The organism is Algoriphagus sp. AK58 (assembly GCF_014324365.1).
GTDB lineage: Bacteria > Bacteroidota > Bacteroidia > Cytophagales > Cyclobacteriaceae > Algoriphagus.
The window spans coordinates 133072-157238 of sequence record NZ_QEIG01000004.1; the positions used below are offsets into that span (position 1 = coordinate 133072).

Sequence of the window (24167 nt, forward strand, 5' to 3'; positions counted from 1 at the left end):
ATCTGTAGCTAGAATGTATTGACTTTGCAAAAAAAATCCTGCTTTCGGAAAAGCAGGATAACAGTATCCTCTCGCAAAGCCGGTAAGCCGCAAAGTGGCTTAAACCCTTAGCATCTTATGTGCCTTTGCGAGAAACTAACTTTGTCTCAAAAGGTCTTTTTCTGACTCTTTCCCCAAATCACTTCTTCTTTTTCTGCGCAGCCATCCACTCCATGATGGTCACGGGCCGGCCATTGAGCATTACCGGTGAACCGTCAAAATCGGTTCGGGCAACATTGGCATGGGAATAAATCCAAGACCAGTGGCCATTGTAGCGATAGTCTTTTCCACCGTAGAATCCGGTGATGTCGTACACATTGTCATAGTAGGTGAAAAAGACATTTTTCGCTCCTGCTTGCTTCAATCGGTGGTATAAAGGAACCACGGTTTCATCAGGCTTGGTGGTCATGTCGTCTTTGGCATGCACAAACCACATGGGCACATTCTTGATTTTTTCTACCTGGGCATCTGTGATAAACTCATTGTTGTAAGCCAAGGCAGAGATATATCCTGCTGCAAAATAATCCGGATGCTCGAGGATCAATTTGAGGGACATGTAACCACCATTGGAGCAGCCTCCTACATAGATTCGAGTAGGATCTACCATCGGGTTTTTGGCCACAAAATCCTGAATCAAAGCAAATACGGCAGCATTATAAATGTCATTGGTTTTGCCTCGAGTCATGCCTTCTCCTGCATTCATCCAGAAAGTTGGGGTCTGAGGGGCCAACACAAAAGCGCCTTCGCCAAACAACACCTGAATCTCAGGAGAAGCATAATTGAAGGCTTTATTACCCATTAGGGCTATCGTCGGATCGGTTCCGCCTTCGCCTCCACCGTGAAGCCAGATGATCAATGGAGCTTTTGTTTTCAGATTTTTTGGAGAAAAGGCGCCATAGGTCAAGGTCGTATTCTCATGGGTGAATTTGCCTGTTAGGTCAAACTCATCGACAATGGGACGGATTCGGCCAGCTTCCTCTCCCCAACTTTTTCCTGATTTGGTATGGATTACAGTGACGCCATAATCGATCCAGACATTGGAAGCTCGGTTGCCCATTCTCAGGTATTGGATTCCCGAACCGAGCGGATTGACTGGACTGACGGCAAGGACCAAGGTCAAGTGAGTGCCGTCATCTTTTCGGTTTCCATTTTCGTCGGAAGCATAAGAGTAAACGATGCTACGCTTGCCGGAAGCCTGTGCCGCGGGAATCTCACCCAAGGAAGTCGATCGGGTGACAAAAACCTCAAAATCCGCAGCACTGGTTTCCTTGGTGGGATTGGCATCGTGAAGAATCACCTTGCTGACTGCAGGTCCCCAGTCAAATCCTTCGATCACGAGTTTGTATTTACCCGGTGCAGGAGGGGTATCATTTTTTGCCCAAACCAAAAAAGGAAGGGCAAAAAGGAAGAATAGAACAGGTATGTTTTTTTTCATAAAGGGTAGGTTTGGGTTTGATGGAAATCGAAATGAAATTTCGCAAATGTCAGGAATAGACCTAAGAAAATTACTCGAAAGGTAGAAGTCAAAAACTAAGAAGAAGTTTTTCAGCAAAAAGTATGAAATCTAAATTCAGAAAGCTGAAAAGAGGTTTGCTTTGTCAAAATTTCAGCTTTCTCAATTCATACTTCTGACTTACTTGATATTTCCCTTCTTCAACTCCTTGACCGCATAATCCACCGCACGTGCAGTCAGGGCCATGTAGGTAATGGATGGGTTTTGAGTGCCGGTAGAGGTCATCGCTGCCCCGTCCGTCACAAATACATTGGGCGCCAAGTGCATCTGATTGAAGCCATTCAAAAGTGACGTTTTGGGATCACGTCCCATCCGGACTCCACCCATTTCGTGAATATCTAAACCAGGGGCTTGCTTGCTGTCGTTTTTGTAAATATTGGTCACTCCTGCTTTGGTCAGCATCTCTTCGCCCTGCTCGAGAAAGTCTTTGATGATTTTTTCATCATTATCATCGTAGGCGATATCAATCTGGAGCTGCGGAATACCCCAAGGATCTTTCAAATCCGGACTGAGCGACACCAGATTGGTTTCTTTTGGGATCGTCTCGCCTTGCATCATCATGGATATCCACCAAGGTCCAGGCTCGGAATTAGCCTCTTTGAATTCCGCTCCAAAAGGTACATCTCTAGCTCCGCCCCAGCCTCCACGACCTGCAGAATAAAAAGTCATGTAACCTCGAAGGAAATCCATTTCCTGTTTTTTCACATTTCGGAAATTGGGCAGCATGACCGCAGTGGGCCTACGGCCATAATAGTATTTGTCTTCAAAACCTTCAAATCTGCCTCCCAAGGTGCCACGGTAATTATGGAAAGCAATGTATTTGCCCAAAATCCCGGAATCATTTCCCAATCCATTCGGGAAGCGACTGGAAGTAGAATTGAGCAAAATCAGGTTGGTATTCAGGCAAGCGGCATTCAGAAAAATAACATTTGCGAAGTATTCGGTAGCTTCCTTGGTCACTCGGTCAATCACCCGGACACCGGTGGCTTTACCCTTTTCTTCATCCCAAATCACCGAATGAACCACCGAATCCGGTCGGATGGTCAGGTTTCCTGTTTTAGCAGCAGCCGGCAAGGTGGAGGAGTTGGAACTGAAATAGCCTCCAAAAGGACAGCCCCGATAGCATTGATTTCTGGCCTGGCATTGTCCACGGCCTTGAGCCAGATGAACATCCTTCGGCTGAGTGAGATGAGCACAGCGTCCGATTACAAACTTCCGGTCACCATAGGCTTCCAAAATCCGCTTTTGAACTTCTTTCTCCACACAATTCATCTCCCAAGCAGGAAGAAATTCTCCATCCGGAAGGGTTTCCAATCCGTCATAGTTGCCGCTGATTCCCACAAACCGCTCCACATAACTGTACCAGGGAGCAATGTCTTCATATCGAATCGGCCAATCCACGGCAAAACCATCCCGCCCCGGACCTTCAAAATCATATTTACTCCAGCGCTGCGTTTGGCGCGCCCAAATCAGTGATTTCCCGCCGACCTGATAGCCTCTGATCCAGTCAAAAGGCTTGTTTTGAACATAAGGATGTTCACTGTCTTTTACGAAAAAATGCTGCGTGTCTTCTGCATAAGCATAGCAACGGTTGACCACCGGATTTTCCAGTTCATCTGCCAGGGGAATTCTGTTGCGGTGAGGCATATCCCAGACATTGGCTGTCATGGTTGGGTAATCTTTCAGGTGCTCAACCTGCCTACCCCGTTCAAGCACAAGCGTTTTCAAGCCTTTTTCACAAAGTTCTTTGGCAGCCCAGCCTCCTGAAATACCAGAACCCACTACTATCGCGTCGTATTGATGAGAATTCATAATTGAAAAATAGGACTTTCGCTCTAAACTTTTTGAAAATTTTTGTCTTTGTGGAAGTTGGTAGGTAAGGGAGTTGGGAAGTTAGGGCGTTTGGAAGCTGGGAAATGAATTGAAAAACAGAAACCCCAATCCGGTTCAAAGTTTCCGAATTGGGGCAAATCTTCTTATCTAATGCTTAATCCTCAAAAACTCCGTTCTTAACTAGTTGAGGTTTTGTGTAAAGGCGAAATTCAAGTTTAAGATTTCTTCGATCTTCGGTCTTCCTGCCCAAATTCAGAAGTTAAGAACCAAAAGCCATAACCAGAAAATCTGTCCTAGAAAATAATTACTCGTATCTCAAAGACTCGATCGGATCCAATTTACTTGCTTTGAAAGCAGGAATATATCCGGCAATCAGGCCAACCACGATACAGATAATAAAGGAAACGATCATCCAAAGCCAAGGTACCAAAAAACCTCCCGGACCAATAAAGTTGGCTATGATATTACCGATGCCAATTCCCAGCATCATACCAAATATCCCCCCTATCACACAGATCGTAATGGCTTCGATCAAAAACTGCTGCCTGATTCTAAGTGGTGTAGCCCCAAGAGCTTTTCGGATTCCGATTTCCCGGGTTCTTTCCGTCACTGAAACGAGCATGATATTCATCAAACCAATCGATGCACCTAAAAGCGTGATAAAGCCTATGCCAAAACCCCCAATCCGAAGATATCCGGCCACTTCCTCCAAACTTTCTGCTACGGATTGACTCTTGGCCAGTTCGAAGGAATCTTCCTGAGCGACTCTATCCTGACGAATTTTTCTCATCATTCCTGTAGCCTGTCCCATTTCATAATCTATCTTTCCGGGGTCGGAGGCTACACCTGTAATCCGGTAATTAAAAGTACCTCGGGTATCAAGTCTAGCTGCATTTTCTATCGGAATCAAAATCTGCCGATCCGCTCCTTGATCTTGCCCTACTCCTCCCTGCTTATCCAATACCCCGATGATGGTGTAAGGCTTTCCAAGAAATGTAATTTTTTGATTGAGCGGATCTTCACCGCTTTCAAAGAGGGTTTCTTCCAATTCTTTCCCGATGATCGCCACACTATTGCCATACCTGACTTCCATTTGGCTAAAATTTCTTCCCTTAGCCAATTTGATTGCTTTGATGGACAAATAGTTTTCATCTCCGCCTCTGATTCGAGTGTTTGGATTGGTCTTTTTCGAACCGCGTTTGATTTCGGCTGCACCTGTTACAGAAGTAAAGACCGTTGATATTCCTATGGAAGCATACTGTTCCTTGAAACTTTGGGCTTCTCGAAAAGTGATCGGAGGGTAAGTTTTTTCGGTCTTCCCTTCCTGAACTACCCTTCCCCCACTTGCTCCTTTATTTCGGATGTCAAATGAATTTGCCCCAAGTCCGGCGAAACTTTCTGCAATCTGTGCCTTAATTCCATCTATGGCGGTTAACATCCCTACCAAAGAGGATATCCCAATGGCTATGATGGCTCCCGTCAAAACAGTTCGAAGCAGGTGAACTTTCACCGAATTCAAGGCTTCGCGGACATTTTCGATCAAATTCATGGTTTGTTCGTTTTGGAACAGGTTTTTAAAAATTTTTGAAAAGCAAAGATTAATATTAGGTAAAATGGACTGAAATCAAGCAAAGGAGCGCTTTTTTTAACTTTTTTCAAGGCTTCACCAGCCCGTTGCTAATGCAATTTTACGAAAGCAAATTTTCAGGACTTCCAAATTAATGCATCCGATCTCCCCGAAGCTCCATGTTTTTCAACACCTCGGCTTCATACGTCAGCCACTCCTGCCAACGCTTGTTTACTTTTTCCGGGTCATGGTACATTCGGGCCATCTCGATAAACGTCACATAGTGACCGGCTTCTGAAATCATAAGCTCATAATAAAACTTCTGAAGATCTTCATCCTGAATATTTTTTGACAGGAGTTTAAACCTCTCACAGCTTCTAGCTTCAATCAGGGCATTCATAAGCAGGTACTCGGTGAGTTGCTGCATACGACTCCCCCCTTTTTTTACAAACTCATTGAGCTTGGCTACATACTCATCTTTGCGCTGCTTGCCAAACTTCAACCCACGCTTCTTTAGCTGTTCCATCACACGCTCGAAATGGCCCCATTCTTCGGCAACGATCGGTGTCAGCGTCTCCACCAAATAATCCAAATCATTATACCTTACAATCAGGCTAATACATGAAGAAGCAGCTTTTTGCTCGCAGTAGGCATGATCTACCAAGATATCCTCTATCTGCATCTGAGCGATGTCCACCCATCTCGGATCTGTGGGTAGTTTGAGGTGAAGCATCTTTTGACGGGTGGTTTCTTCCCAACTCATATTTAATTAACCTTTACAAATAGTCATTCTTACACTTCAACATTCATCATTCGGCGTTCGAAATTCGACATTTTTCACTGTTAAATGTAAGGCGTTAACGGTTCAGCGTTAATTTCTTCTTCGTTCAGATCTGGAGGTTCGAAGTTCAGAGTTAGAGATTGTTCTAATGCTGAATACCGAATGATGAATATCGAAAGTCGAAGATTGGTAATCCTTAATTCAACCTACTTTTCAATCAAACAAATACCAAGAAATTCCCAAATCAAGGAAAGACCGATATCCTGTGTAATCCGGAGTCACAAAATACCCCTCTCTGGATAACAAACCCGCATTGAGGTGATTGTACTTTAGCAAAACCCTTGTTCTGTTGATGCGGAAATCCAAAAAGAAATCCAAAACAGGATAGGCATATACATCGAAGGTGTTTTGAAGATGGAATTGCTGATAAGATGGGTTGTAGGCTTCGGCAAAATAGGACGACTTAAACCTAAAGTCTACTCCCGTTTGGACAACTACATTTCCATTAAACATGGGGCCGTCAAAATAAAGCCGGGTATTATTATACCATTCTGGAATTCTGAAATTATCCGCCGCATCCCCTGTGATTTTCGTAAAGATTACTTCGGTATCCAACCGGATTTTTTTACCAAGTTTGAGATTGGCCAGCAATCCCGGCATAATCATAAATGCCTCTCCACTGGCTTGGGCGACTTGCAGATCTTCACCGAAATACACGTAATTATTGATCCTGTTGAGCGTGAGATTTGGTCTGATCTTGATATTTTCCAAATCGACTTTGACCGTACCTTTGATTTGATCTACCCCGATATCAGAAAAGTCATTTTCCCATTGAAAATGATTTCCGTAATAGATCTGTTGCATGGAGGTAGGCTTATACAGAGCCTTGGTGTATTCCAAATCCAGCCATGGTGAAATAAAAATCCCATGGATTTTAAAATTGCCCGGGATCAAATATTCGCCGTCTGCACTGACCTCCCACTTTTCCGAAAGCTTGCCGATCAATTCCGCTCCAATATAAAATTCATTGAAAGACTCTCTTTTGTCTGGGAAGAATGGGCTTTCCATTCGCCCGTTCCTGAGCTTTACATAAGAATTGTAATAGAATCCTTTGAATGTCCCTTTGATCCCCAACTCATTTCTCCACTCCGCAAAATCACTTTTGTTTTGGGTAGTATCGGGATGGTTGAATCTGTTTTTATTAAAAAAAGCCGAATCAGAAGAGGTCAAGGGAGATTCAAAAACCAGATTTTGATTCTTTCTATCCAAGACATGATAAAACTGGAGTCCATTACCCAGTTTGTATTCCTGATAGGTATGAATATCCTGCCTCAAGTCTCTTGCCCTTGAATTTTGCAACCAAACTTTTGCATCCTCATAGGTAAAATACAGGGAGGTAGGATCTACTTCAGGAGGTATGATCCCTCCAATCTCGTTTACCACATGTTTCATTCTGGAAAACGCACCTAGAATCCAATACCTTCCATTTTCCGATCGGTAATTGGTATGAAGGCCGTACGCATTGTGAAAAGTCATGTGATCATCCCTCTGAGCTGGATTGAGTGTCTTTCGAATACGCATGGTATTGAAATCAAGCCCTATATTCCAGCGTGGGTTTACATTCCTGGCAAAAGCAATATCGAGCATGTTGCGATTGCCTCCACCGAAAAAAGCTGCCATTTCAGTAAATGGGGATTTGGTGTCAAAAAATCTCCGTTTTGCAGGATCTCGGTAATACAGATCATAGGCATGAAACCCGGAGGTCAAGCCGATCAACTCAGGGACTGTGTAATAAACAGGCTTTGCAGCACTGCCTATGTTTCCCAGATCCTGGTATTTCCAGCCTGACTTGGCGACAGGATCATAATTGTGAAAGTTATCCAACAAGGTATCCTGCTCATACAATTTCAGGCTATTTCTCTTGATGGCTTTTTCATAAAAAAAAAGAGAGGTCTTTGGTCCGTACACCTGCTTGGTGCTGTCGTCCAACAGCGTACGACGCCCCTCCGTATCCTGATCTTCCGGATTGGCCAATTGCCTACCTTGACGAGCCCCTTGATTGCCTCCTGTATTGATTTGAGGGAAAGGCCGCTGAGCAAAAAGTGACTGAAAAGCCAGCAGAATGAAGAAAAAAACTGGGACTAATGCTCTTCTGATCACTTTTCAATGAATTTTTCTCGGATGATGCTGAGCAACATTTCCTGCTCGCTTGGTTCAAATTTTACCTCAATAGGAAGCGCAAAAATCGGAATTTCCTCCAAAAATCCCTGTTTGGCTAGGGATTTAAGTTTTTCGGCATCTTTTTCTGTGGTAAGTAAAACGACCTTGGCATCCTGATGTTTTTTAACAAGACCCACAAGAGTGGTGGCATCTTCCCTTCTATACTCATAGTGGTCCGGAAATGATACGCTATCCACCACTTCAAATGTATTTTTACAAAATTCCAAGAACAGGGAATCATCTGCCAAGCCAGAAACCACTACGACCTTGGGGATAAATTCAGATTTATTCCCCCAAACCAGATAAGGAGCCCCATATCCTATTCCTGAAAAGAAAATTTCAGCACTTGAGGAGGAATACTTCCTGATTTGATCCCCGTACCTTTCTTTTTCCTTAAGGCTCAACCCTGAAGGGCACTTCGTCACGATGATCACATGGGCACGCCTGGCTCCCTTCCTCGACTCTCTGAGCCTGCCTGCCGGCAAAAGAAAATCCCTGAAGAAAGGTTTTGAAAAAGAGGTAAGTATGATACTGAAATCAGGTTTCAATTTGCGGTGCTGAAATGCATCATCCAAAATCACACCTTGGATGGTAGAGTTGAGTTTGGCCATTTTTTTTAATGCCTCCACTCGGTCCTCTCCCACAAATACGGGAACATTACTTTTAAATTTTTGAAAAATTTGAAGGGGTTCATCCCCAATTTCTTTGGGAGAACTATTCGAATTCGCCATCAAAAATCCTTGGGTCTTTCTACCATATCCCCTGCTTAGGGAAGCTAAATGTATTTTTCCCTTCAAAGAATGGATCAAAAATTCAACCATAGGTGTCTTTCCTGTCCCCCCCACTGACAAATTCCCCACTACCAAAGTCTTGATGGGGGATTTATGGCTTTTTAATAGCTCATGATCATACAGGAAGTTTCTGACCTCTGTGATCAAACGAAAAATAAAAGCGAATGGAAGAAGGAAAAATCCGTACCAAGGCATTGGGCAGAATTGCTAATTTTGATCAAAGAAAAGAAAAATATGGGATACCGAATCCAGGATGTGCTATCCTTTCTTGAGCAATTTGCTCCTCCGGCCTATCAGGAAAGTTACGACAACGCTACCTTAATATGCGGGAATCGCAATTCTAAACTCACCGGAATCCTTTGTGCCTTAGACTGCACAGAGCAGGTCGTTGAAGAGGCCATAGAATTAGGAGCTAACCTGATCGTCGCACACCATCCCATAGTATTTAAAGGCCTAAAAAGCCTTACCGGAAAAAATTATGTAGAAAGAACGGTCATCAAGGCTATCAAACATGATATAGCTATCTATGCTATTCACACCAACCTGGACCATGTTTCTTCCGGAGTAAACAAAAGAATCAGTGATCGGATTGGATTGACCGATACCCGAATACTGCAACCCAAAAAGCAAATTTTAAACAAGCTTGTTTTTTTTGTTCCCAGTGACAATAAAGACCAAGTATTGAAGGCCATATTTGAAGCTGGTGCGGGACAAATCGGCGAGTATAAAGACTGTTCCTTTCAATTGGAAGGAATGGGCACCTACACTCCTTCTGAGAAAGCCAATCCTTTTATTGGGGAGAGAGGCATACCCCAATATGAGCGTGAAACACGCGTGGAAGTAATTTTACCTGGGTATCTCAGTGGAAAAATAGTCTCAGAAATGAAAAAAAACCACCCCTATGAAGAGGTGGCTTATTACCTTTCTGTATTGGAAAATGAAAATCAGGAAGTAGGTGCAGGTATGATCGGTACATTGGAACACCCTATGTCCGAGGATGAATTTTTGGATTTTTTAAAAGAGAGAATGAATCTACGAATCATCAAACATACTTCCCTGAGAAACAAACCGGTCAAAAAGGTGGCCGTTTGTGGGGGTGCAGGCATTTTCCTGCTTTCAGATGCCAAAAAAGCAGGAGCTGATGCCTTTGTCACTTCAGATATCAAATACCATGAATTTTTTGATGCTGAGGGACAGCTGATCCTATGTGATATCGGCCATTATGAAAGCGAAATTTTTACAAAAGATTTACTGGCCGAACTATTGTCACAAAATTTTCCTAATATTGCACTCTATTTGACAAAAGTAGTTACTAATCCCACATCCTACCGATAGTACATGGAAAGTACAGTAGCACAGAAACTCGAAGCTATCTACAACCTTCAACTTATAGATTCAAGACTAGATGCCATCGTAAAAGTAAGAGGAGCACTTCCTGAAGAAGTCCAAGACCTCGAAGACGAGATAGCAGGCTACGAAACCCGACTCGAAAAATTCAAAAGAGACATCGAAGGATTCGAAGAAGACATCAAGCGGTACAAAGAAAACATCAAAGACTCTGAAAAACTGATCAAAAAGTATCAGGAACAGCAGATGAATGTTAGAAATAACCGTGAGTACGACGCGATCACCAAAGAACTTGAACTTCAGGATCTTGAAATTCAGGTATCCAAGAAAAAGATTGCAGAAGCAGGGGTTAAAATCGACAACAAGAAGGCGGACCTTGAGGAGTTGAGCAACTTGATGAAGGACCGTCAAAAAGACTTGGATCTTAAAAAAGAGGAGCTTTCAACCATTGTCTCTGAGAGTGAGGCTGAAGAATCCAAACTGATTGCAGAAAGAGAAAAAGCCAGCAAAAAGGTTGAAGAGCGATTGGTAAAGTCTTACACCAAAATTCGCGCGAATGCCAAAAACGGATTAGCCGTAGTCATGGTAAAAAGAGGTGCTTGCGGTGGTTGTTTCAATACCGTTCCTCCACAAAGACAGGCAGATATTCGGGAAAAGAAAAAGTTGATTGTTTGTGAGCATTGCGGAAGAATTTTAGCAGGTGTTGAGGATGAGGTGGAAGATGACAGCGCAAAAGCAAAACGAAGAACAGCTAAAGCTTAATTATTCATAAGATTTTTGAAAATCTCCGAGAACTCGGAGATTTTTTTTTGCCAAAACATTTTTAACTATTTATGGCTTTTATTTTTAAATTGCTTGTCATGAAAAAGTTGGCAATACTTTTATTCATTTTCATCTTTAGTTCTTCGGGATTTGCAAAAGATCCCGAGTCGAAGACGTTTTTAGCCCTCTTTAAGTCCAAAGAATTAAAAGATTATAAAACCAATCTCAAGGACATTGAATCTCAGTTTTCCTCCTTTTTCTCTACAAAAACTTACGATGGAAATTCAGAATTAGCTCTTTTGATTGAAATTCCCTCCTGCGATTTTGATGAATGCTTTCTTGGCGAATTCTTGGTAAATCTTGGCGATGGGTCCAAAATTCAACTCCAAAATCTAGCGTTTAGACTTTTTGATTTGACAGAGAACAAGTCATTACACCAAACCTACCAAGCTATGTACGAAGCAAGCATGGCACAAAAAAAGAAAATTCAAAAATCTGCTAAATCGGCATCACTCCCTTAAGGTGAGTTTGATCGTTGAATTTTCTAACCACGAAGGAATCATCCGGTAGCTGTTCCAAGAGATAAAGGCACAAGTTGTTGTGTTCGAATTGATCCATGTATCTCAGGTCATAATTTAAAATGAGGCTGAGAAATATACGCATCGCCCGACCGTGCATACAGACCAAGATGGTCTCTCCCGGACCATTTAAAATAATATCAATTCCCCGCTTCATCCTGACTGCAACGGTATTTGGACTTTCACCGCCCGCAATAGCATAATCCAGATTTCCCTGTTGCCACTGATGGAGCATGTGCCGGTAGTACTCGCCTTCCTCAGGCGTCATTGGTGTCCCTTCGTAATCTCCCCATGAAATCTCATTAAGCTCCGCTAATGCTCTTGTACGTATTCCCAAATCAATAAACCCCTGAATTGACTGTTTGGTCCGGATCAAGGCCGTATGATAAATTTGATCAAAGGGCACATTTCTGTAGGACTCAAAAAATGCTTGAGCTTGGGCCCTTCCCGTGGCATTGATGGGAGCATCAATACCGCTTCCTTGTACCACGCCTTGAAGGTTGAAATCAGTCTGCCCGTGTCGGACGAGGTAAATTTTTTTTCGGTTCAAGTTTCTTTATTTTTGTCCAAAGCCCAAATAAACTTCATTTAGCCCAGATTTTAATGGTTTTTATTTCCAAACCCACCCTCAATCAGCTAAATAATCCCAAGCTCCCATCTATGGTGGATCACCTTGGCATCGAATACACCGCTATAGGTGAGGATTCCTTGGAAGCTACTATGCCAGTGGACCATCGAACCATACAGCCTTATGGCTTGTTACACGGTGGAGCAAGCGTTGCATTGGCGGAGACTTTGGGAAGTGTGGCTTCATCACTGACCTTGGACCTTGAAAAGCAAATCTGTGTAGGCTTGGAAATCAACGCCAATCACCTGAAATCTGTAAGAGAAGGAAAGGTAAAAGGGATAGCCAAACCTGTTCACTTGGGTAAATCCACTCAAGTCTGGGAAATAAAAATCTACAACGAAGCCGATCAATTGTGCTGCATCAGCCGCATTACGATGGCGATTTTGGATAAAAAATGAATTTGACAGAATCGATCACTTCGATCACTCAGGAAGAAGCAATCCATCTGCTTTTCCTCCAAGGACTACAGTCCGGAGGATCCTTTGCTCTTTGGAGAAAACCACGGACACAAACCCTGGAATTTATTCTGGACGAAAAACAGGAGCCAAATCGTGTCGGGTTGAATCTGGAAGAATTACCACCCGGCTTTGTGATTCACCCATTCGCAGATCAGGAGGACAAAAAGGCATTCTATATCCAAGCCAATCAGTATTTCAAATTTAATCTGACAGAATCCATCGCGGCAGAAGAACTTCCCGCTTGGCTACAATCAAGTCTGGGGCAGACTAAAAGCAAAGCCAACGAGATCGAAAAGCTTCTTCGAGCTAATACCTTTGTCTCCAGCAGAAAGCAGGTTCAAGGTTCTGAAAAAGAATCGTTTATTCATTTGGTGAACCAAGGCATTGGAGCCATTGCCTCTGGGTTGATGGAGAAAATCGTTCCAGCCCGTACCAAAGTATTAGAACTACCAAAGGGATTTGATTTGGGAAAAACCTTTCTTCAACTCATTTACTCTTATCCCAATTCTTTTGTCAATTTCTTCCATATTCCCCAGGTTGGTACCTGGATGGGTGCGACTCCAGAAGTGCTGATCGAGACCAAAGGCGACATTTTCTACACTATGGCTTTGGCGGGTACCCAAGCGGCAAAAGGAGACAACCCATTAAAATCTGCTGCTTGGACACAAAAAGAAATCGAAGAGCAAGCGTTGGTTAGTCGATACATCGTGGATTGCTTTAAGAAAATCCGTCTTAGGGAGTACGAAGAACATGGTCCCAAAACCGTAATGGCTGGCAATCTGCTTCACTTGAGATCTGACTTTAAGGTAAATATGAAAGCCACAGGTTTTCCTCAGCTTGGTTCGGTGATGTTGGACTTGCTTCACCCCACCTCTGCTGTTTGTGGCATGCCAAGACGTGAGGCTCATGAATTTTTGCAAGAAAATGAAAGCTTTGACCGAAGCTTCTTTGCAGGTTTTCTGGGTCCGGTCAATATTGAGTCCGAAACTTCCATTTACGTTAATCTTCGCACGGCTAACTTCCAAAAAAACCAGGTTGTCCTCTTTGCAGGCGCAGGGGTGACGGAAGATTCCGACCCTGAAAAGGAGTGGGAGGAAACCGAAATGAAGTGTGAAATCATCGGCAAATTCATTAAACATCCAAGCGCTTGATCATTCAGCCTATTCTCGATCTGGTGGCCATTTGTGCCCAAAAAGGCATCCAAAACGCCATCCTTTCCCCGGGTTCACGCTGTGCACCTTTGACTCTGGCCTTTGCCAGGCATCCGGAGATCCATTCTCGTACCATTTCAGATGAGCGATCGGCTGCTTTTATTGCCTTGGGAATGGCGCAGCAGTTGGGTCAGCCTGTGGTGTTGGTCTGCACCTCAGGGTCGGCGGCTTTAAATTATTTTCCAGCGATTTCAGAAGCTTTTTTCCAGCAGATCCCTTTGGTGATACTCACCGCTGACAGACCGGCTGAATGGATAGATCAATGGGATGGACAGACGATTTTTCAGGAGGAAGTCTATGGCAAGCATGTAAAAAAGACCTTCCGCTTTCCGGATTCCTTTGAGCAAAAAGATCAGGTTTGGCATGCCAGTAGAATCGTCAATGAAGCCATCAACTTAAGCAGGCAATTTCCTGCTGGACCTGTCCACATCAACATTCCACTTCGAGAGCCATTTTATCCTTCAGAGGGAGAAAAGTTTGAATATCCAGAGATTCCGAGGGAATTCACCACAGTTTCCAGCCAAAGCCAACTCAGCGAAGAAAGCCTCAGGCACATCAAAAATCGCCTTCAGGAAGTCAAGCGACTGATGATTGTCCCTGGTCAGCAAAAACCAAATCCTCAACTTCAAACTTTGCTGGATCACCTTGCCAAAAACCAAAACGTGGTGGTCGTAGCCGATACCATTTCCAACCTTCAGGGAGAGCAAAGCATTTCCCTTCATGATCATTGGTTGGGGCATGAAAACCTCCACGGAGATCTTGCACCCGATTTGGTAATTTCCTTTGGAAAATCAGTCATTTCAAAGTCACTCAAACAGTTTCTTCGAAAACAAAAAATTTCACATTGGCATATTCAGCCCGATGGTCAGGCGAAGGACACCTATCAGCACTTAACCCGGGTTTTAGCTTGTTTGCCCATAGGCTTTTTCACTTGGCTGTCGCAAAACCTACCTACTCAGGAAAGTGAGTTTGCACAAGCTTGGATGAATTTGGAAAAAAAGGTTCTGGCTGTGTTGCCTGAAGCTTTTGAATCGGTGGAATTTGGAGAATATCCAGCTTTGCACACGCTCCTGAAAAAAATCCCTCCGTTTTCCAAAATTCACCTGGCCAATTCCATGGCAGTGCGGTATGTGAATTTTCTTGGGAAACGAAATCAGGAAATCATCTGCAACCGGGGCACGAGCGGAATAGACGGGAGCAACAGTACAGCCGTTGGATGCACTTTTACCACTAAAGAACCGGTTACCTTGATCACCGGCGACATGGCATTTTTCTATGACAGAAATGCCTTTTGGCACAACTACGCTATGCCTAACCTGCGGATTGTGATTCTGAACAATCATGCTGGAGGGATTTTCCGACTGATCGACGGTCCAGCCAAGCAGCCGGAATTGGAGGAGTTTTTTGAAACCAGGCAAAAACTCAATGCTTTCCATTTAGCGGCAGAGTTTGGTTTTGAATACCAGTTGATAAAAAATCAGGAGGAATTGGAAAAAGCCCTGACTAACTTCTACGAACCAAGCCTAAAACCTAAAATCCTGGAAATTGAATCCTCTAGTCCTAAGAATGCCGAGATATTGAAGCAGGTGAAGGAAAAGATTAAAAGGGCGATTGAAGGAAAATGAGACTCCTACTCATAACACTGACGGTCTTAGTAATTAGCTGCACCACTAGAGACAAGGAAAATGGACTATTTGATAACTTAGTCGACAAAGAAACGGCTGTTGTCTACCTGGGTCAGTATAATCTTGATAGTGTCCCCAGCGAAATTGGCAAATTGAAAAAAGTAATGTCCTTGTATATCACAAAGGACAGCACGGGAGGCTGGGCAATTTATCCCTCATCGAGCGAGCTAGAGCAAATGACGGAAGTTCCTCCCTTTCGACAGTTACCAAAAGAACTTGGAGAACTGACGAATCTCCAAAATCTCGGTCTAGTAGGGCTTGATTTAAAAGAATTGCCAGACAATTTTGGGCAACTTCAAAATCTGGACAGTTTGAATTTGATGATGAACAAACTGACTATTTCTGAAGAGATTGGCAAACTAAAAGAACTGAAGAACCTAAAGTATTTAGCTCTTTTTGGAAACAAAGTGGACTCAACCGATGTAAGTGAGCTTAAAAAAGCAAATCCAAACCTAGTAATAGCTTTTGACTAATTTTTCAGGCTAACATGTCTTTTTTATCTTCTATTCAGGTGAAATTCTGAAATAACCAGGGTACCAAAAAACTTGGCAAAAGTGCAGTTGATAAGAATACTTTAAAAACTATCGGGAGAAGTGCTTCTCCCGATTTTTTGTATGAAGTAAATCATTAATCCCAACTGACCGATTTCGAAAAAAGTCATCGGTACGAGGCCAAATACCACTCCAAATCCTGAAAAAATCAGAATCCCTGCGATCAAACCCAAGGCACCAATTACCTGCCCAAGTCCATATTTCAAATTTTTATACCCAAAATAACTTGCTCCCAGAAAAGCATAGCCCAAGCCAAATGCTTCAAACTTAATCCAGTAATAATCCTCGATACTGAATAAGGCCGTATAAAGAGCAATCATATCTGCTGAATACATGAACAGATTAAAGCCGATCATGACCCAGAGAGCGATTTTCAAATACTTGTTTGGATAAAATCGCTCTAATCCGAGCAATCCGAGCAAAAAGCCAACATAGCTGAAAAAGGTGATCAATTTCACTCCGGTAAAGCCTGTTTTATTGGATACAAAACCATCTTCTATCCATTCATATTCCCAACCGATCTCAAAAAAAGCAATGAAAAAATAGAGTAAGCCCGACGCGAAAGCAACGTACAGATAGGCTGGCACTTTTCTCTCCTCATCCTTAAAGCTACTTTTCTCTTCTTCCCATTGAAAATCCAAGGCTTCAAAAAGCGCCTTGACCGTGTAACTTCTCGGAGTCACTTCTCCTGCTTCGATCCTCTGAATGGTACGGACATTCAGGTTGCATTTTTCGACGAGCTCCTCTTGTGTGAGCCCTTTGGCTTTTCTCAGTTCCGAGATTTTCTTGCCCAATTCTGGTTGCTTCATTGTGAATTGTGTTTGTGATTTAACCATGGCAAGATCTCAGATTAGATTTTTTGAAAGGCCGAAACACGGGCGGAATTGACCCGACATTAAGCCGACATTTACTCAAAAATAGGTTTTTAGGCTTCTATTAAGTCTTTTTCTTTCAAATCATCCCAAATACCTTCCCTAAAACAGGGTTCCGATTTTCGGGCTTCCAAATCACCGATAGCTCCGTAAACTGCGAGATTCCCGGAATCTCCATAAAACGAACCTTCAAATCATAACCTTCCTTTAGGGAAGTTGGTACAATGGCGACTCCCAATCCATTTTCCACCAATCGGAAAATCGTCAAGGCATGCACGGATTTGTGCTTGATCTTCGGCATAAATCCCGCATCCCGACAAATCCCCATGATCTGCTCGTAGTAATAATTGGAGTAATCGGACGAAAAAAGGATAAACGGCTCTGCGGCAAATTGGCCTACACTTTTGAAATCCTTGGACTGAATGGGATGATCTGCGGGAACCACCAAAGAAAACGTATCCCGAAAAACCGGTTTCATTTCCAAGTCCTCAGGTACAGATGCCAATCGAACAAAGCCCAAGTCCAATTTGTCCTTTTGGATCATTTCGACTTGAATTTGGTTGCTGAGTTCTTCGAGGCTTGTGGTGATTTTTGGAAAATTCAGACTGAGTTTTTTAAGTAAATCCGGAAGTACTTGATTGGAAGCCGAACCTAAAAAACCCACCCTCAACTCCCCTTCTCTGCCCTCAGCAATTTCCAACAACTGCTGCTTCGTGCTCTCCAAATGGTTCAAGACAAAATCCACTTCTCCTTTTAGGAAAGCTCCTGCAGCTGTCAGCTCCACATGTTTTTTATCCCGCTCAAATAGCTGCACACCCAATTCCTCCTCCAGCTGCTTAATCTGCCTACTGAGTCCGGGTTGAGAGATAAACAACCGCTCGGCCGCTTTTCGATAGTTCAATTCCTCCGCCACCGCTTGAAAATAACTCAAATGTCTCAGTTCCATTGATGCTTATCAGTTATCATTTAGTGACAATAATAGTATCAAAAAGCATCAAAAGGAAGAGGTAATTTTACTGTTCCAGACCTGTCAGGTTTTGAAAACCTGACAGGTCTTACATCAAAATACCATGAATATCTTCCGCTACGGACAAGACACACTCACCGCTTCACTTGCACTTGGATTGGCAAGAAAAGAGATCAAAGGAATACTTAGTCCTGAAACCATTCGAAAAATCCAAGATTCTGCCGAAGCTGTAGAAAAAATCGCCCTAGGCGAAACTATCGTCTATGGGATCAATACGGGCTTTGGACCACTCTGCACCACCAAAATCTCAGCAGCAGACACCAAAACCCTGCAGGAAAATCTCCTGAAAAGCCATGCAGTCGGAGTAGGCGAACCAGTCGATCTGGAAATCTCCAAACTGATGTTGGTACTGAAAATCCACGCCTTGGCACAAGGTTTTTCAGGAATCCGTTTGGAGACCATAGAACGGATTATCTGGATGCTGGAAAATGATATTGTTCCGGTGGTTCCGATTCAGGGTTCCGTAGGTGCGTCTGGAGATTTGGCTCCTCTTTCTCATTTGTTTTTGCCCTTGATCGGTTTGGGTAAAGTCCATTACCAGGAAAAAATAGAGCGGACCGATACAGTTTTGGCTCAATTCGACAAAAAACCGCTCCACCTAGGACCCAAGGAAGGTTTGGCTTTAATAAACGGAACCCAATTTATGGCTGCTCATGGAGTAAAAGTGGTGGAGCGACTGCACAACCTTCTAACTCATTCGAGCATCACGGGTGCGATGATGATCGAAGGGTTGATGGGTTCAGTAAAACCTTTTTCCTCCGAACTCCATCAACTCCGGCCCTATTCAGGCAACAAACACGTGGCACAGACCATCCTGAATCTATTGAAAGACTCAGAAATCGTTGCTTCGCATCTGCATTGTGCGCGAGTTCAGGATCCTTATTCCCTCCGATGCATGCCACAGGTTCATGGGGCAAGTTGGAATGCATATCTCCATCTGAAGGAAACTCTCGAAATCGAAATCAATTCAGTGACGGACAATCCAGTAGTTTTTGATGAAACGCACACCATTTCCGGAGGCCACTTTCACGGACAGCCCATTGCATTACCCTTGGACTATGCTTGCCTAGCTGCATCCGAAATCGGAAATATTGCCGATCGCAGAATCTACCTTTCCATCGAAGGGGACACCCCGGGAGTTCCAAAACTTTTGCTCAAAGAAACCGGCCTCAACTCAGGATTGATGATCCCTCAGTACACCACAGCGGCTTTGGCTTCGGAAAATAAAGGCCTTTGTTTTCCTGCTTCGGCAGATTCTATTCCCACTTCACTGGGACAGGAAGATCATGTCAGCATGGGAAGTATCAGTGCCAGAAAGGCCCTTCGTGTGATCGAAAACGTGGAAAAAATCCTCGGAATCGAATTATTCTACGCCGCACAGGCAATGGACTACCACGCACCATTGAAGTCTGGTAAAATCATGACCGCCATTTACGAGCGGGTAAGAAGGGCTATTGATCCGGTGTTTTCTGATCGGATCTTGTACGAAGATATGGAGACAGCCATTGAGTTGGTGAAAAGCGGAGAGTTGGTAAGTCTAGCCAAAAAGGTGGCTGATCGGGAAGGATTGGCTTTCGAAACGGAATGGAGTAAGATTTTTAACTATTAAAATTTCCCACAGATTGGCACAGAAAAAGCCACAGATCTTCACGGATTTTAAATCTGTGGCTATCTGTGATTTTTTCTAAGAAAATCTGTGGGAAACAATAACATGAAAAAGCTAAAACTAATCGGCCCAATCACCCAAGTTTTGACCTTGGACCATCTCCCCCTCAAAGGAGCGCTGAAAGACGATCAATTGGAAATCATCGAGCAGGCAGGAATCCTGATCGAGGGTGAAAAAATCCTACAAGTTGGAAACTGGAAAACACTTCGCCCACAATTTCCAGAAGCGGAAATTTTTGGGTTGGAAGGTGACTATGTGGCCATGCCAGGAATGGTAGATTGCCACACCCACATCTGCTTTGGAGGATCGAGGGCCAAGGATTTTGCGATGCGAAATGCCGGAAAATCCTATCTCGAGATCGCCCAAGCCGGAGGAGGAATCTGGGATACGGTGACCCAAAGCCGAAAACTCAGCCCATCCGAATTGGCTAAAATCACTGCTAATCATGCCAATCGACACCTTTCCGAAGGAGTGACAACCATCGAAGTGAAAAGTGGGTATGGACTTTCTATCGAGGAAGAACTGAAAATGCTTCGGGCGATTCAAGAGGCAAATCGATCCACTTCAGCCGATTTGGTCTCTACTTGCCTCGCTGCGCACATGAAGCCAAAGGATTTTTCAGGTTCGAATTCGGAGTATTTGTCAATGATTTCAAACGAGCTTTTCCCCATTCTGAAAAAAGAAAAGCTGACCAACCGAATTGATGCCTTCGTGGAGAAAAGCGCTTTTTCCCCTGAAGAAATCGCGCCGTATTTCCAACATGCAAAAGAGCTAGGCTTTGACCTCACAGTTCATGCAGATCAATTTTCAAAAGGTGGATCAAAAGTTGCCGTTGAATTTGGTGCTCGGTCGGCTGATCACTTGGAAGCCTCCGGAGACGAAGAAATCAAACTTTTAGCCCAATCAAACACCATTGCTGTCGCTCTTCCGGGTGCTTCCATCGGTTTGGGTTGTGCTTTTACTCCTGCTAGAAAACTCCTGGACCAAGGAGCCGCATTGGCCATTGCCTCCGACTGGAATCCGGGTTCGGCCCCGATGGGAGACTTGCTGGCGCAGGCTTCCATTTTGGCCACATTCGAAAAACTCAGCACCGCAGAGGTCTTGGCAGGAATTACTTTCCGAGCAGCGGCTGCCTTGGGATTGAATGATCGAGGAAAATTAAGCACTGGTCAATTGGCTGATTTTATCCTTTTTCCTACTTCGGATTATAGGGAGATTTTGTACCAGCAAGGGAAGATGAAGCCAGTAGAAGTGTGGAAGAATGGCCAAAGACAATAGACATTAGACACAAGACTTAAGACCTGAAATCAGGCATTATAAAGTAGTTCATCTTCGTTAACCTGTACTGAGCGTAGTCGAAGTATCAAAAATCGTAATTGGTAAATACCATGTCTTTTCAAGATCAAATCATACAAGGAATCCCTTCAGCGTTACCTCCAAAAAAACTGCGAAATACCGCTATTTCTCATGCGCCGAAGCGGAAGGATATTCTTTCTCCGGAGGAGAAAAAACTGGCTCTTCGAAATGCATTACGCTATTTCCCTAAAGAATGGCATCAGGAACTGGCTGTTGAATTTTTAGAAGAATTGAAGGAATACGGACGAATCTACATGTATCGCTTCATGCCGGATTACCCCATGTATGCCCGGCCGATTTCCGAGTATCCTGCCAAATCCAAACAGGCCGCAGCGATCATGCTGATGATCCAAAACAACCTAGACCCAACAGTTGCGCAGCATCCCGAGGAGCTAATCACTTACGGAGGAAACGGAGCCGTATTTCAGAATTGGGCGCAATACCTCCTGACCATGAAATACCTCGCGGAGATGACTGATGAGCAAACGCTCCATATGTATTCAGGGCATCCCATGGGACTTTTCCCTTCCTCTCCCGAGGCACCACGGGTCATTGTCACCAATGGCATGATGATCCCAAACTACTCCAAACCGGATGATTGGGAGCGATTCAACGCCCTCGGAGTCACCCAATATGGTCAGATGACGGCGGGTTCATACATGTATATCGGTCCTCAGGGAATCGTTCATGGCACCACAATCACAGTCATGAATGCCTTTCGCAAAAAATTGGGACCCGGTCAATCGTCCAAAGGAAAGCTTTTCCTCACAGCCGGGCTGGGTGGCATGAGTGGCGCGCAGCCCAAAGCAGGGAATATTGCGGGTTGCGTGACCGTATGTGCGGAGGTCAATCCCGCTGCTGCCCGAAAACGATTCGAACAAGGTTGGGTAGATGAATTGATCGAAGACTTGGATCAATTGGTAGATCGGGTAAAAAAGGCAAAATCAGAGGTAGAAGTGGTTTCCATCGCCTTTTTGGGCAATGTGGTAGAGGTTTGGGAGCGATTTGATTCCGAAAGTATCTTTGTTGAACTCGGGTCAGATCAGACTTCTCTTCATAATCCATGGGCAGGTGGCTACTACCCTGTTGAGCTTACTTTCGAAGAATCTAATCAACTGATGGCAGAAAATCCGGGAGCTTTCAAAGCAAAAGTTCAGGAATCTCTTCGTAGACAGGCCGCTGCGATCAATCGGCACGCAGCCAAAGGAACTTACTTTTTTGATTATGGCAATGCCTTTTTGCTCGAAGCCTCAAGGGCCGGTGCTGAGGTCATGGCTGAAAATGGAATCGACTTTCGATACCCTAGCTATGTGCAGGATATCTTGGGACCGATGTGCTTTGATTATGGATTCGGGCCATTCCGCTGGGTTTGTACTTCTGGAAAGACCGAAGACCTACAAAAAACCGATCTGATTGCTGCTTCAGTTTTGAAGGAACTTATGATAAATGCCCCTGCATCCATTTCCCAACAAATGCAGGATAACCTCACCTGGATTGAGGAAGCCGAGAAAAACAAATTGGTGGTGGGTTCACAGGCGAGAATTCTCTATGCCGATGCGGAAGGTCGGGCGAAAATCGCAGATGCTTTCAATCAAGCCATTGCATCCGGTGAAATCTCAGCCCCGATTGTCTTGGGCAGAGATCATCATGACGTGAGCGGAACCGATTCCCCCTATCGGGAAACGAGCAATATCTATGATGGGAGTCGATTTACGGCCGATATGGCCATCCACAATGTGATTGGAGACTCCTTCCGGGGCGCCACTTGGGTATCCATCCACAACGGTGGCGGAGTCGGCTGGGGTGAGGTGATCAATGGTGGATTTGGGCTGGTTTTGGACGGAAGTCAAGAGGCTGAAAGAAGGCTAAAATCCATGCTTTTCTATGATGTGAACAATGGAATTGCCCGAAGAGCCTGGGCGAGAAATTCAGGTTCGATGGAAGCGATTCAGCGAGAAATGGACCGGACTCCGGGATTGAAAGTGACTGTGCCTGAATTGGTGGATGATGAAATTCTTTCCAAAATGCAATTCAAAGGAAACAAAAATTGAAAAGGTTAAATCGATATATTTGATTAAACATCAATCCTATGTTGACAAAAGCCAAAGTTGTCAAACAACTTGAAAAATTACCTGAAGAATTCACTTTGGATCAATTGGTTGACCAATTAATCCTGATTCAAAAAATTGAAAAAGGGCTAAAAGACTCAGAAGAGGGGAAGGTCATATCTGAAGAAGAATTAGACAGTGAAATAGAAAAATGGTTCAAATAAAATGGACTGATCAAGCTGTTTTAGATTTGAAAGCAATCGCCCTATACATCAGTAGGGATTCAAAAAAAATATGCGAAAATTCAAGTTCAAAAAATCAAAGAAAGAACCCAAATTCTCAAGAGATACCCTTATTCTGGCCAAATAGTTACATTTTTCAATCTTAAAGATATCCGGCAACTCGTGGTTGGGTCATACATCATCATATACAAAATAATCAATGAAACTCAGATTGATATTTTGACTATTCATCATAGTTCAAGAGACCTTGGCTCGAGAGAAATAGAGATCCAAAATCTTAAAACCGGTTTAGTTGCCTAAAACTTTTCAACAATTTTAAACTTAGGTCTACCTAGAAATCAACTTTCCTCAAAAACCTCCTCCAAAGCCAGTTCAAATCCGGGAAGTACAGTGGATGTTACTTTTTGACCTGTAGTAAAAAGCCGCGAAGGCTGATAGACCCCATTCACCAACACATTGATCTGAAGGGTATTTTCTACAGGGTGAATAATCCAATATTCCTTCACTCCAAACTCCTGATAGAGCTCGTATTTTTCCTGTAATTCCGTTGTATTATTTCCTTTCGATAAAATTTCGATAATCAAATCCGGAGAGCCAAAACATCCCCTTTCATCAAGTTTAATTGGGTCCAAAATCAAACAAATATCCGGCTGAACAACCGTAACTATTTTTCCATCTTCATTCGCTCCGCCAAATCGAACATCGAAAGGAGCATAGTAAAGTTCACCTGTCCCTTTGGTAAGCGATTTATTGATCTGTAAAAAAAATTTTAACAGAATTTCTTGATGCCTAGTTCCTGGAAATGGTGGTTTGACGAAAACCCTTCCTTTTATCAACTCCACAATTTCCTCAAAATCCCATGTCAAATAATCAGCATAGCTGTATCCAGGAAAGGAAGAATCAGGCAGCTTAAACCTTGTCAAGTCAATTTTTTCCTTTTGTGGAATTCGGTTGTATTTTACCTCCATACTGAGTTGATGTCAAAGAAATTA

General features: G+C 43.6%; 22 protein-coding genes. 12 read left to right on the top strand and 10 right to left on the bottom strand.

The window, feature by feature from the left end:
- Window positions 1–178: 178 nt before the first annotated feature.
- From DDT91_RS03495 to lpxK, 6 genes are all read right to left on the bottom strand, one after another.
- On the bottom strand, window positions 179–1474 hold the full coding sequence (locus DDT91_RS03495; RefSeq protein WP_187174746.1) for a prolyl oligopeptidase family serine peptidase: 1296 nt from the start codon (window positions 1472–1474) through the stop codon (window positions 179–181).
- A 198-nt stretch (window positions 1475–1672) separates the two neighbouring features.
- On the bottom strand, window positions 1673–3364 hold the full coding sequence (locus tag DDT91_RS03500) for a GMC oxidoreductase (protein WP_187174747.1): 1692 nt from the start codon (window positions 3362–3364) through the stop codon (window positions 1673–1675).
- 325 nt (window positions 3365–3689) lie between these two features.
- Entirely contained in the window at window positions 3690–4934 is a 1245-nt protein-coding gene (locus tag DDT91_RS03505) for an ABC transporter permease (protein WP_187174748.1), read from the bottom strand.
- A 169-nt stretch (window positions 4935–5103) separates the two neighbouring features.
- Complete coding sequence (locus DDT91_RS03510) at window positions 5104–5715, bottom strand: tRNA-(ms[2]io[6]A)-hydroxylase (RefSeq protein WP_187174749.1); 612 nt, start codon at window positions 5713–5715, stop codon at window positions 5104–5106.
- A 231-nt stretch (window positions 5716–5946) separates the two neighbouring features.
- A complete protein-coding gene (locus tag DDT91_RS03515) occupies window positions 5947–7893 on the bottom strand; it encodes a putative porin (RefSeq protein WP_370539285.1) in 1947 nt (648 codons plus the stop codon).
- On the bottom strand, window positions 7890–8939 hold the full coding sequence (gene lpxK / locus DDT91_RS03520; RefSeq protein WP_187174750.1) for a tetraacyldisaccharide 4'-kinase: 1050 nt from the start codon (window positions 8937–8939) through the stop codon (window positions 7890–7892). The genes DDT91_RS03515 and lpxK overlap by 4 nt, the downstream gene beginning before the upstream one ends.
- 39 nt (window positions 8940–8978) lie before the next feature.
- Between lpxK and DDT91_RS03525 the strand changes: the two genes are divergently transcribed.
- The 3 genes from DDT91_RS03525 (at window position 8979) to DDT91_RS03535 (ending at window position 11374) form a co-directional block, all read left to right on the top strand.
- Entirely contained in the window at window positions 8979–10079 is a 1101-nt protein-coding gene (locus tag DDT91_RS03525; RefSeq protein WP_187174751.1) for a Nif3-like dinuclear metal center hexameric protein, read from the top strand.
- Window positions 10080–10082: 3 nt separating this feature from the next.
- Window positions 10083–10853 (top strand): zinc ribbon domain-containing protein, encoded by a 771-nt coding sequence (locus tag DDT91_RS03530; protein ID WP_187174752.1) that lies wholly within the window; start codon window positions 10083–10085, stop codon window positions 10851–10853.
- Between the two features lie 98 nt (window positions 10854–10951).
- Window positions 10952–11374: a hypothetical protein gene (locus DDT91_RS03535; RefSeq protein ID WP_187174753.1), complete on the top strand. Its 423-nt coding sequence runs from the start codon at window positions 10952–10954 to the stop codon at window positions 11372–11374.
- Here DDT91_RS03535 and DDT91_RS03540 read toward each other — a convergent pair.
- The gene (locus DDT91_RS03540; RefSeq protein ID WP_187174754.1) at window positions 11352–11981 is read right to left on the bottom strand and encodes a histidine phosphatase family protein; all 630 of its coding nucleotides are present in this window, start codon (window positions 11979–11981) and stop codon (window positions 11352–11354) included. The genes DDT91_RS03535 and DDT91_RS03540 overlap by 23 nt on opposite strands.
- 53 nt (window positions 11982–12034) lie before the next feature.
- Here DDT91_RS03540 and DDT91_RS03545 point away from each other — a divergent pair, with 53 nt between their 5' ends.
- From DDT91_RS03545 to DDT91_RS03560, 4 genes are read left to right on the top strand one after another with little or no spacing between them, the layout of a single operon-like run.
- Complete coding sequence (locus DDT91_RS03545; protein ID WP_187174755.1) at window positions 12035–12457, top strand: hotdog fold thioesterase; 423 nt, start codon at window positions 12035–12037, stop codon at window positions 12455–12457.
- Window positions 12454–13668, top strand: a complete 1215-nt coding sequence (locus DDT91_RS03550; RefSeq protein ID WP_187174756.1) for a chorismate-binding protein — start codon at window positions 12454–12456, stop codon at window positions 13666–13668. Before DDT91_RS03545 ends, DDT91_RS03550 begins: the two co-directional genes overlap by 4 nt.
- Complete coding sequence (gene menD, locus DDT91_RS03555) at window positions 13665–15353, top strand: 2-succinyl-5-enolpyruvyl-6-hydroxy-3-cyclohexene-1-carboxylic-acid synthase (protein ID WP_187174757.1); 1689 nt, start codon at window positions 13665–13667, stop codon at window positions 15351–15353. The genes DDT91_RS03550 and menD overlap by 4 nt, the downstream gene beginning before the upstream one ends.
- Window positions 15350–15886, top strand: a complete 537-nt coding sequence (locus DDT91_RS03560) for a hypothetical protein (RefSeq protein ID WP_187174758.1) — start codon at window positions 15350–15352, stop codon at window positions 15884–15886. The genes menD and DDT91_RS03560 overlap by 4 nt, the downstream gene beginning before the upstream one ends.
- Window positions 15887–15987: 101 nt before the next feature.
- On the opposite strand, the gene DDT91_RS03565 is transcribed toward DDT91_RS03560, so the two are convergent.
- Both DDT91_RS03565 and DDT91_RS03570 read right to left on the bottom strand, forming a co-directional pair.
- Window positions 15988–16773, bottom strand: coding sequence for a helix-turn-helix domain-containing protein (locus DDT91_RS03565; protein ID WP_187174759.1), 786 nt, complete (start codon window positions 16771–16773; stop codon window positions 15988–15990).
- Window positions 16774–16915: 142 nt separating this feature from the next.
- A complete protein-coding gene (locus DDT91_RS03570; RefSeq protein WP_187174760.1) occupies window positions 16916–17782 on the bottom strand; it encodes a LysR family transcriptional regulator in 867 nt (288 codons plus the stop codon).
- A 124-nt stretch (window positions 17783–17906) separates the two neighbouring features.
- Here DDT91_RS03570 and hutH point away from each other — a divergent pair, with 124 nt between their 5' ends.
- From hutH to DDT91_RS20780, 5 genes are all read left to right on the top strand, one after another.
- On the top strand, window positions 17907–19472 hold the full coding sequence (gene hutH / locus DDT91_RS03575; RefSeq protein ID WP_187174761.1) for a histidine ammonia-lyase: 1566 nt from the start codon (window positions 17907–17909) through the stop codon (window positions 19470–19472).
- Window positions 19473–19574: 102 nt separating this feature from the next.
- A complete protein-coding gene (gene hutI, locus DDT91_RS03580) occupies window positions 19575–20807 on the top strand; it encodes an imidazolonepropionase (protein WP_187174762.1) in 1233 nt (410 codons plus the stop codon).
- A 110-nt stretch (window positions 20808–20917) separates the two neighbouring features.
- A complete protein-coding gene (locus DDT91_RS03585; RefSeq protein ID WP_187174763.1) occupies window positions 20918–22936 on the top strand; it encodes a urocanate hydratase in 2019 nt (672 codons plus the stop codon).
- Between the two features lie 38 nt (window positions 22937–22974).
- Window positions 22975–23157: a hypothetical protein gene (locus tag DDT91_RS03590; protein WP_187174764.1), complete on the top strand. Its 183-nt coding sequence runs from the start codon at window positions 22975–22977 to the stop codon at window positions 23155–23157.
- Between the two features lie 57 nt (window positions 23158–23214).
- Window positions 23215–23475: a type II toxin-antitoxin system RelE/ParE family toxin gene (locus DDT91_RS20780; RefSeq protein ID WP_187174798.1), complete on the top strand. Its 261-nt coding sequence runs from the start codon at window positions 23215–23217 to the stop codon at window positions 23473–23475.
- 38 nt (window positions 23476–23513) lie between these two features.
- Here the strand turns inward: DDT91_RS20780 and DDT91_RS03600 are convergent, their stop codons facing one another.
- Entirely contained in the window at window positions 23514–24143 is a 630-nt protein-coding gene (locus tag DDT91_RS03600) for a Uma2 family endonuclease (RefSeq protein ID WP_187174765.1), read from the bottom strand.
- Window positions 24144–24167: the final 24 nt, after the last annotated feature.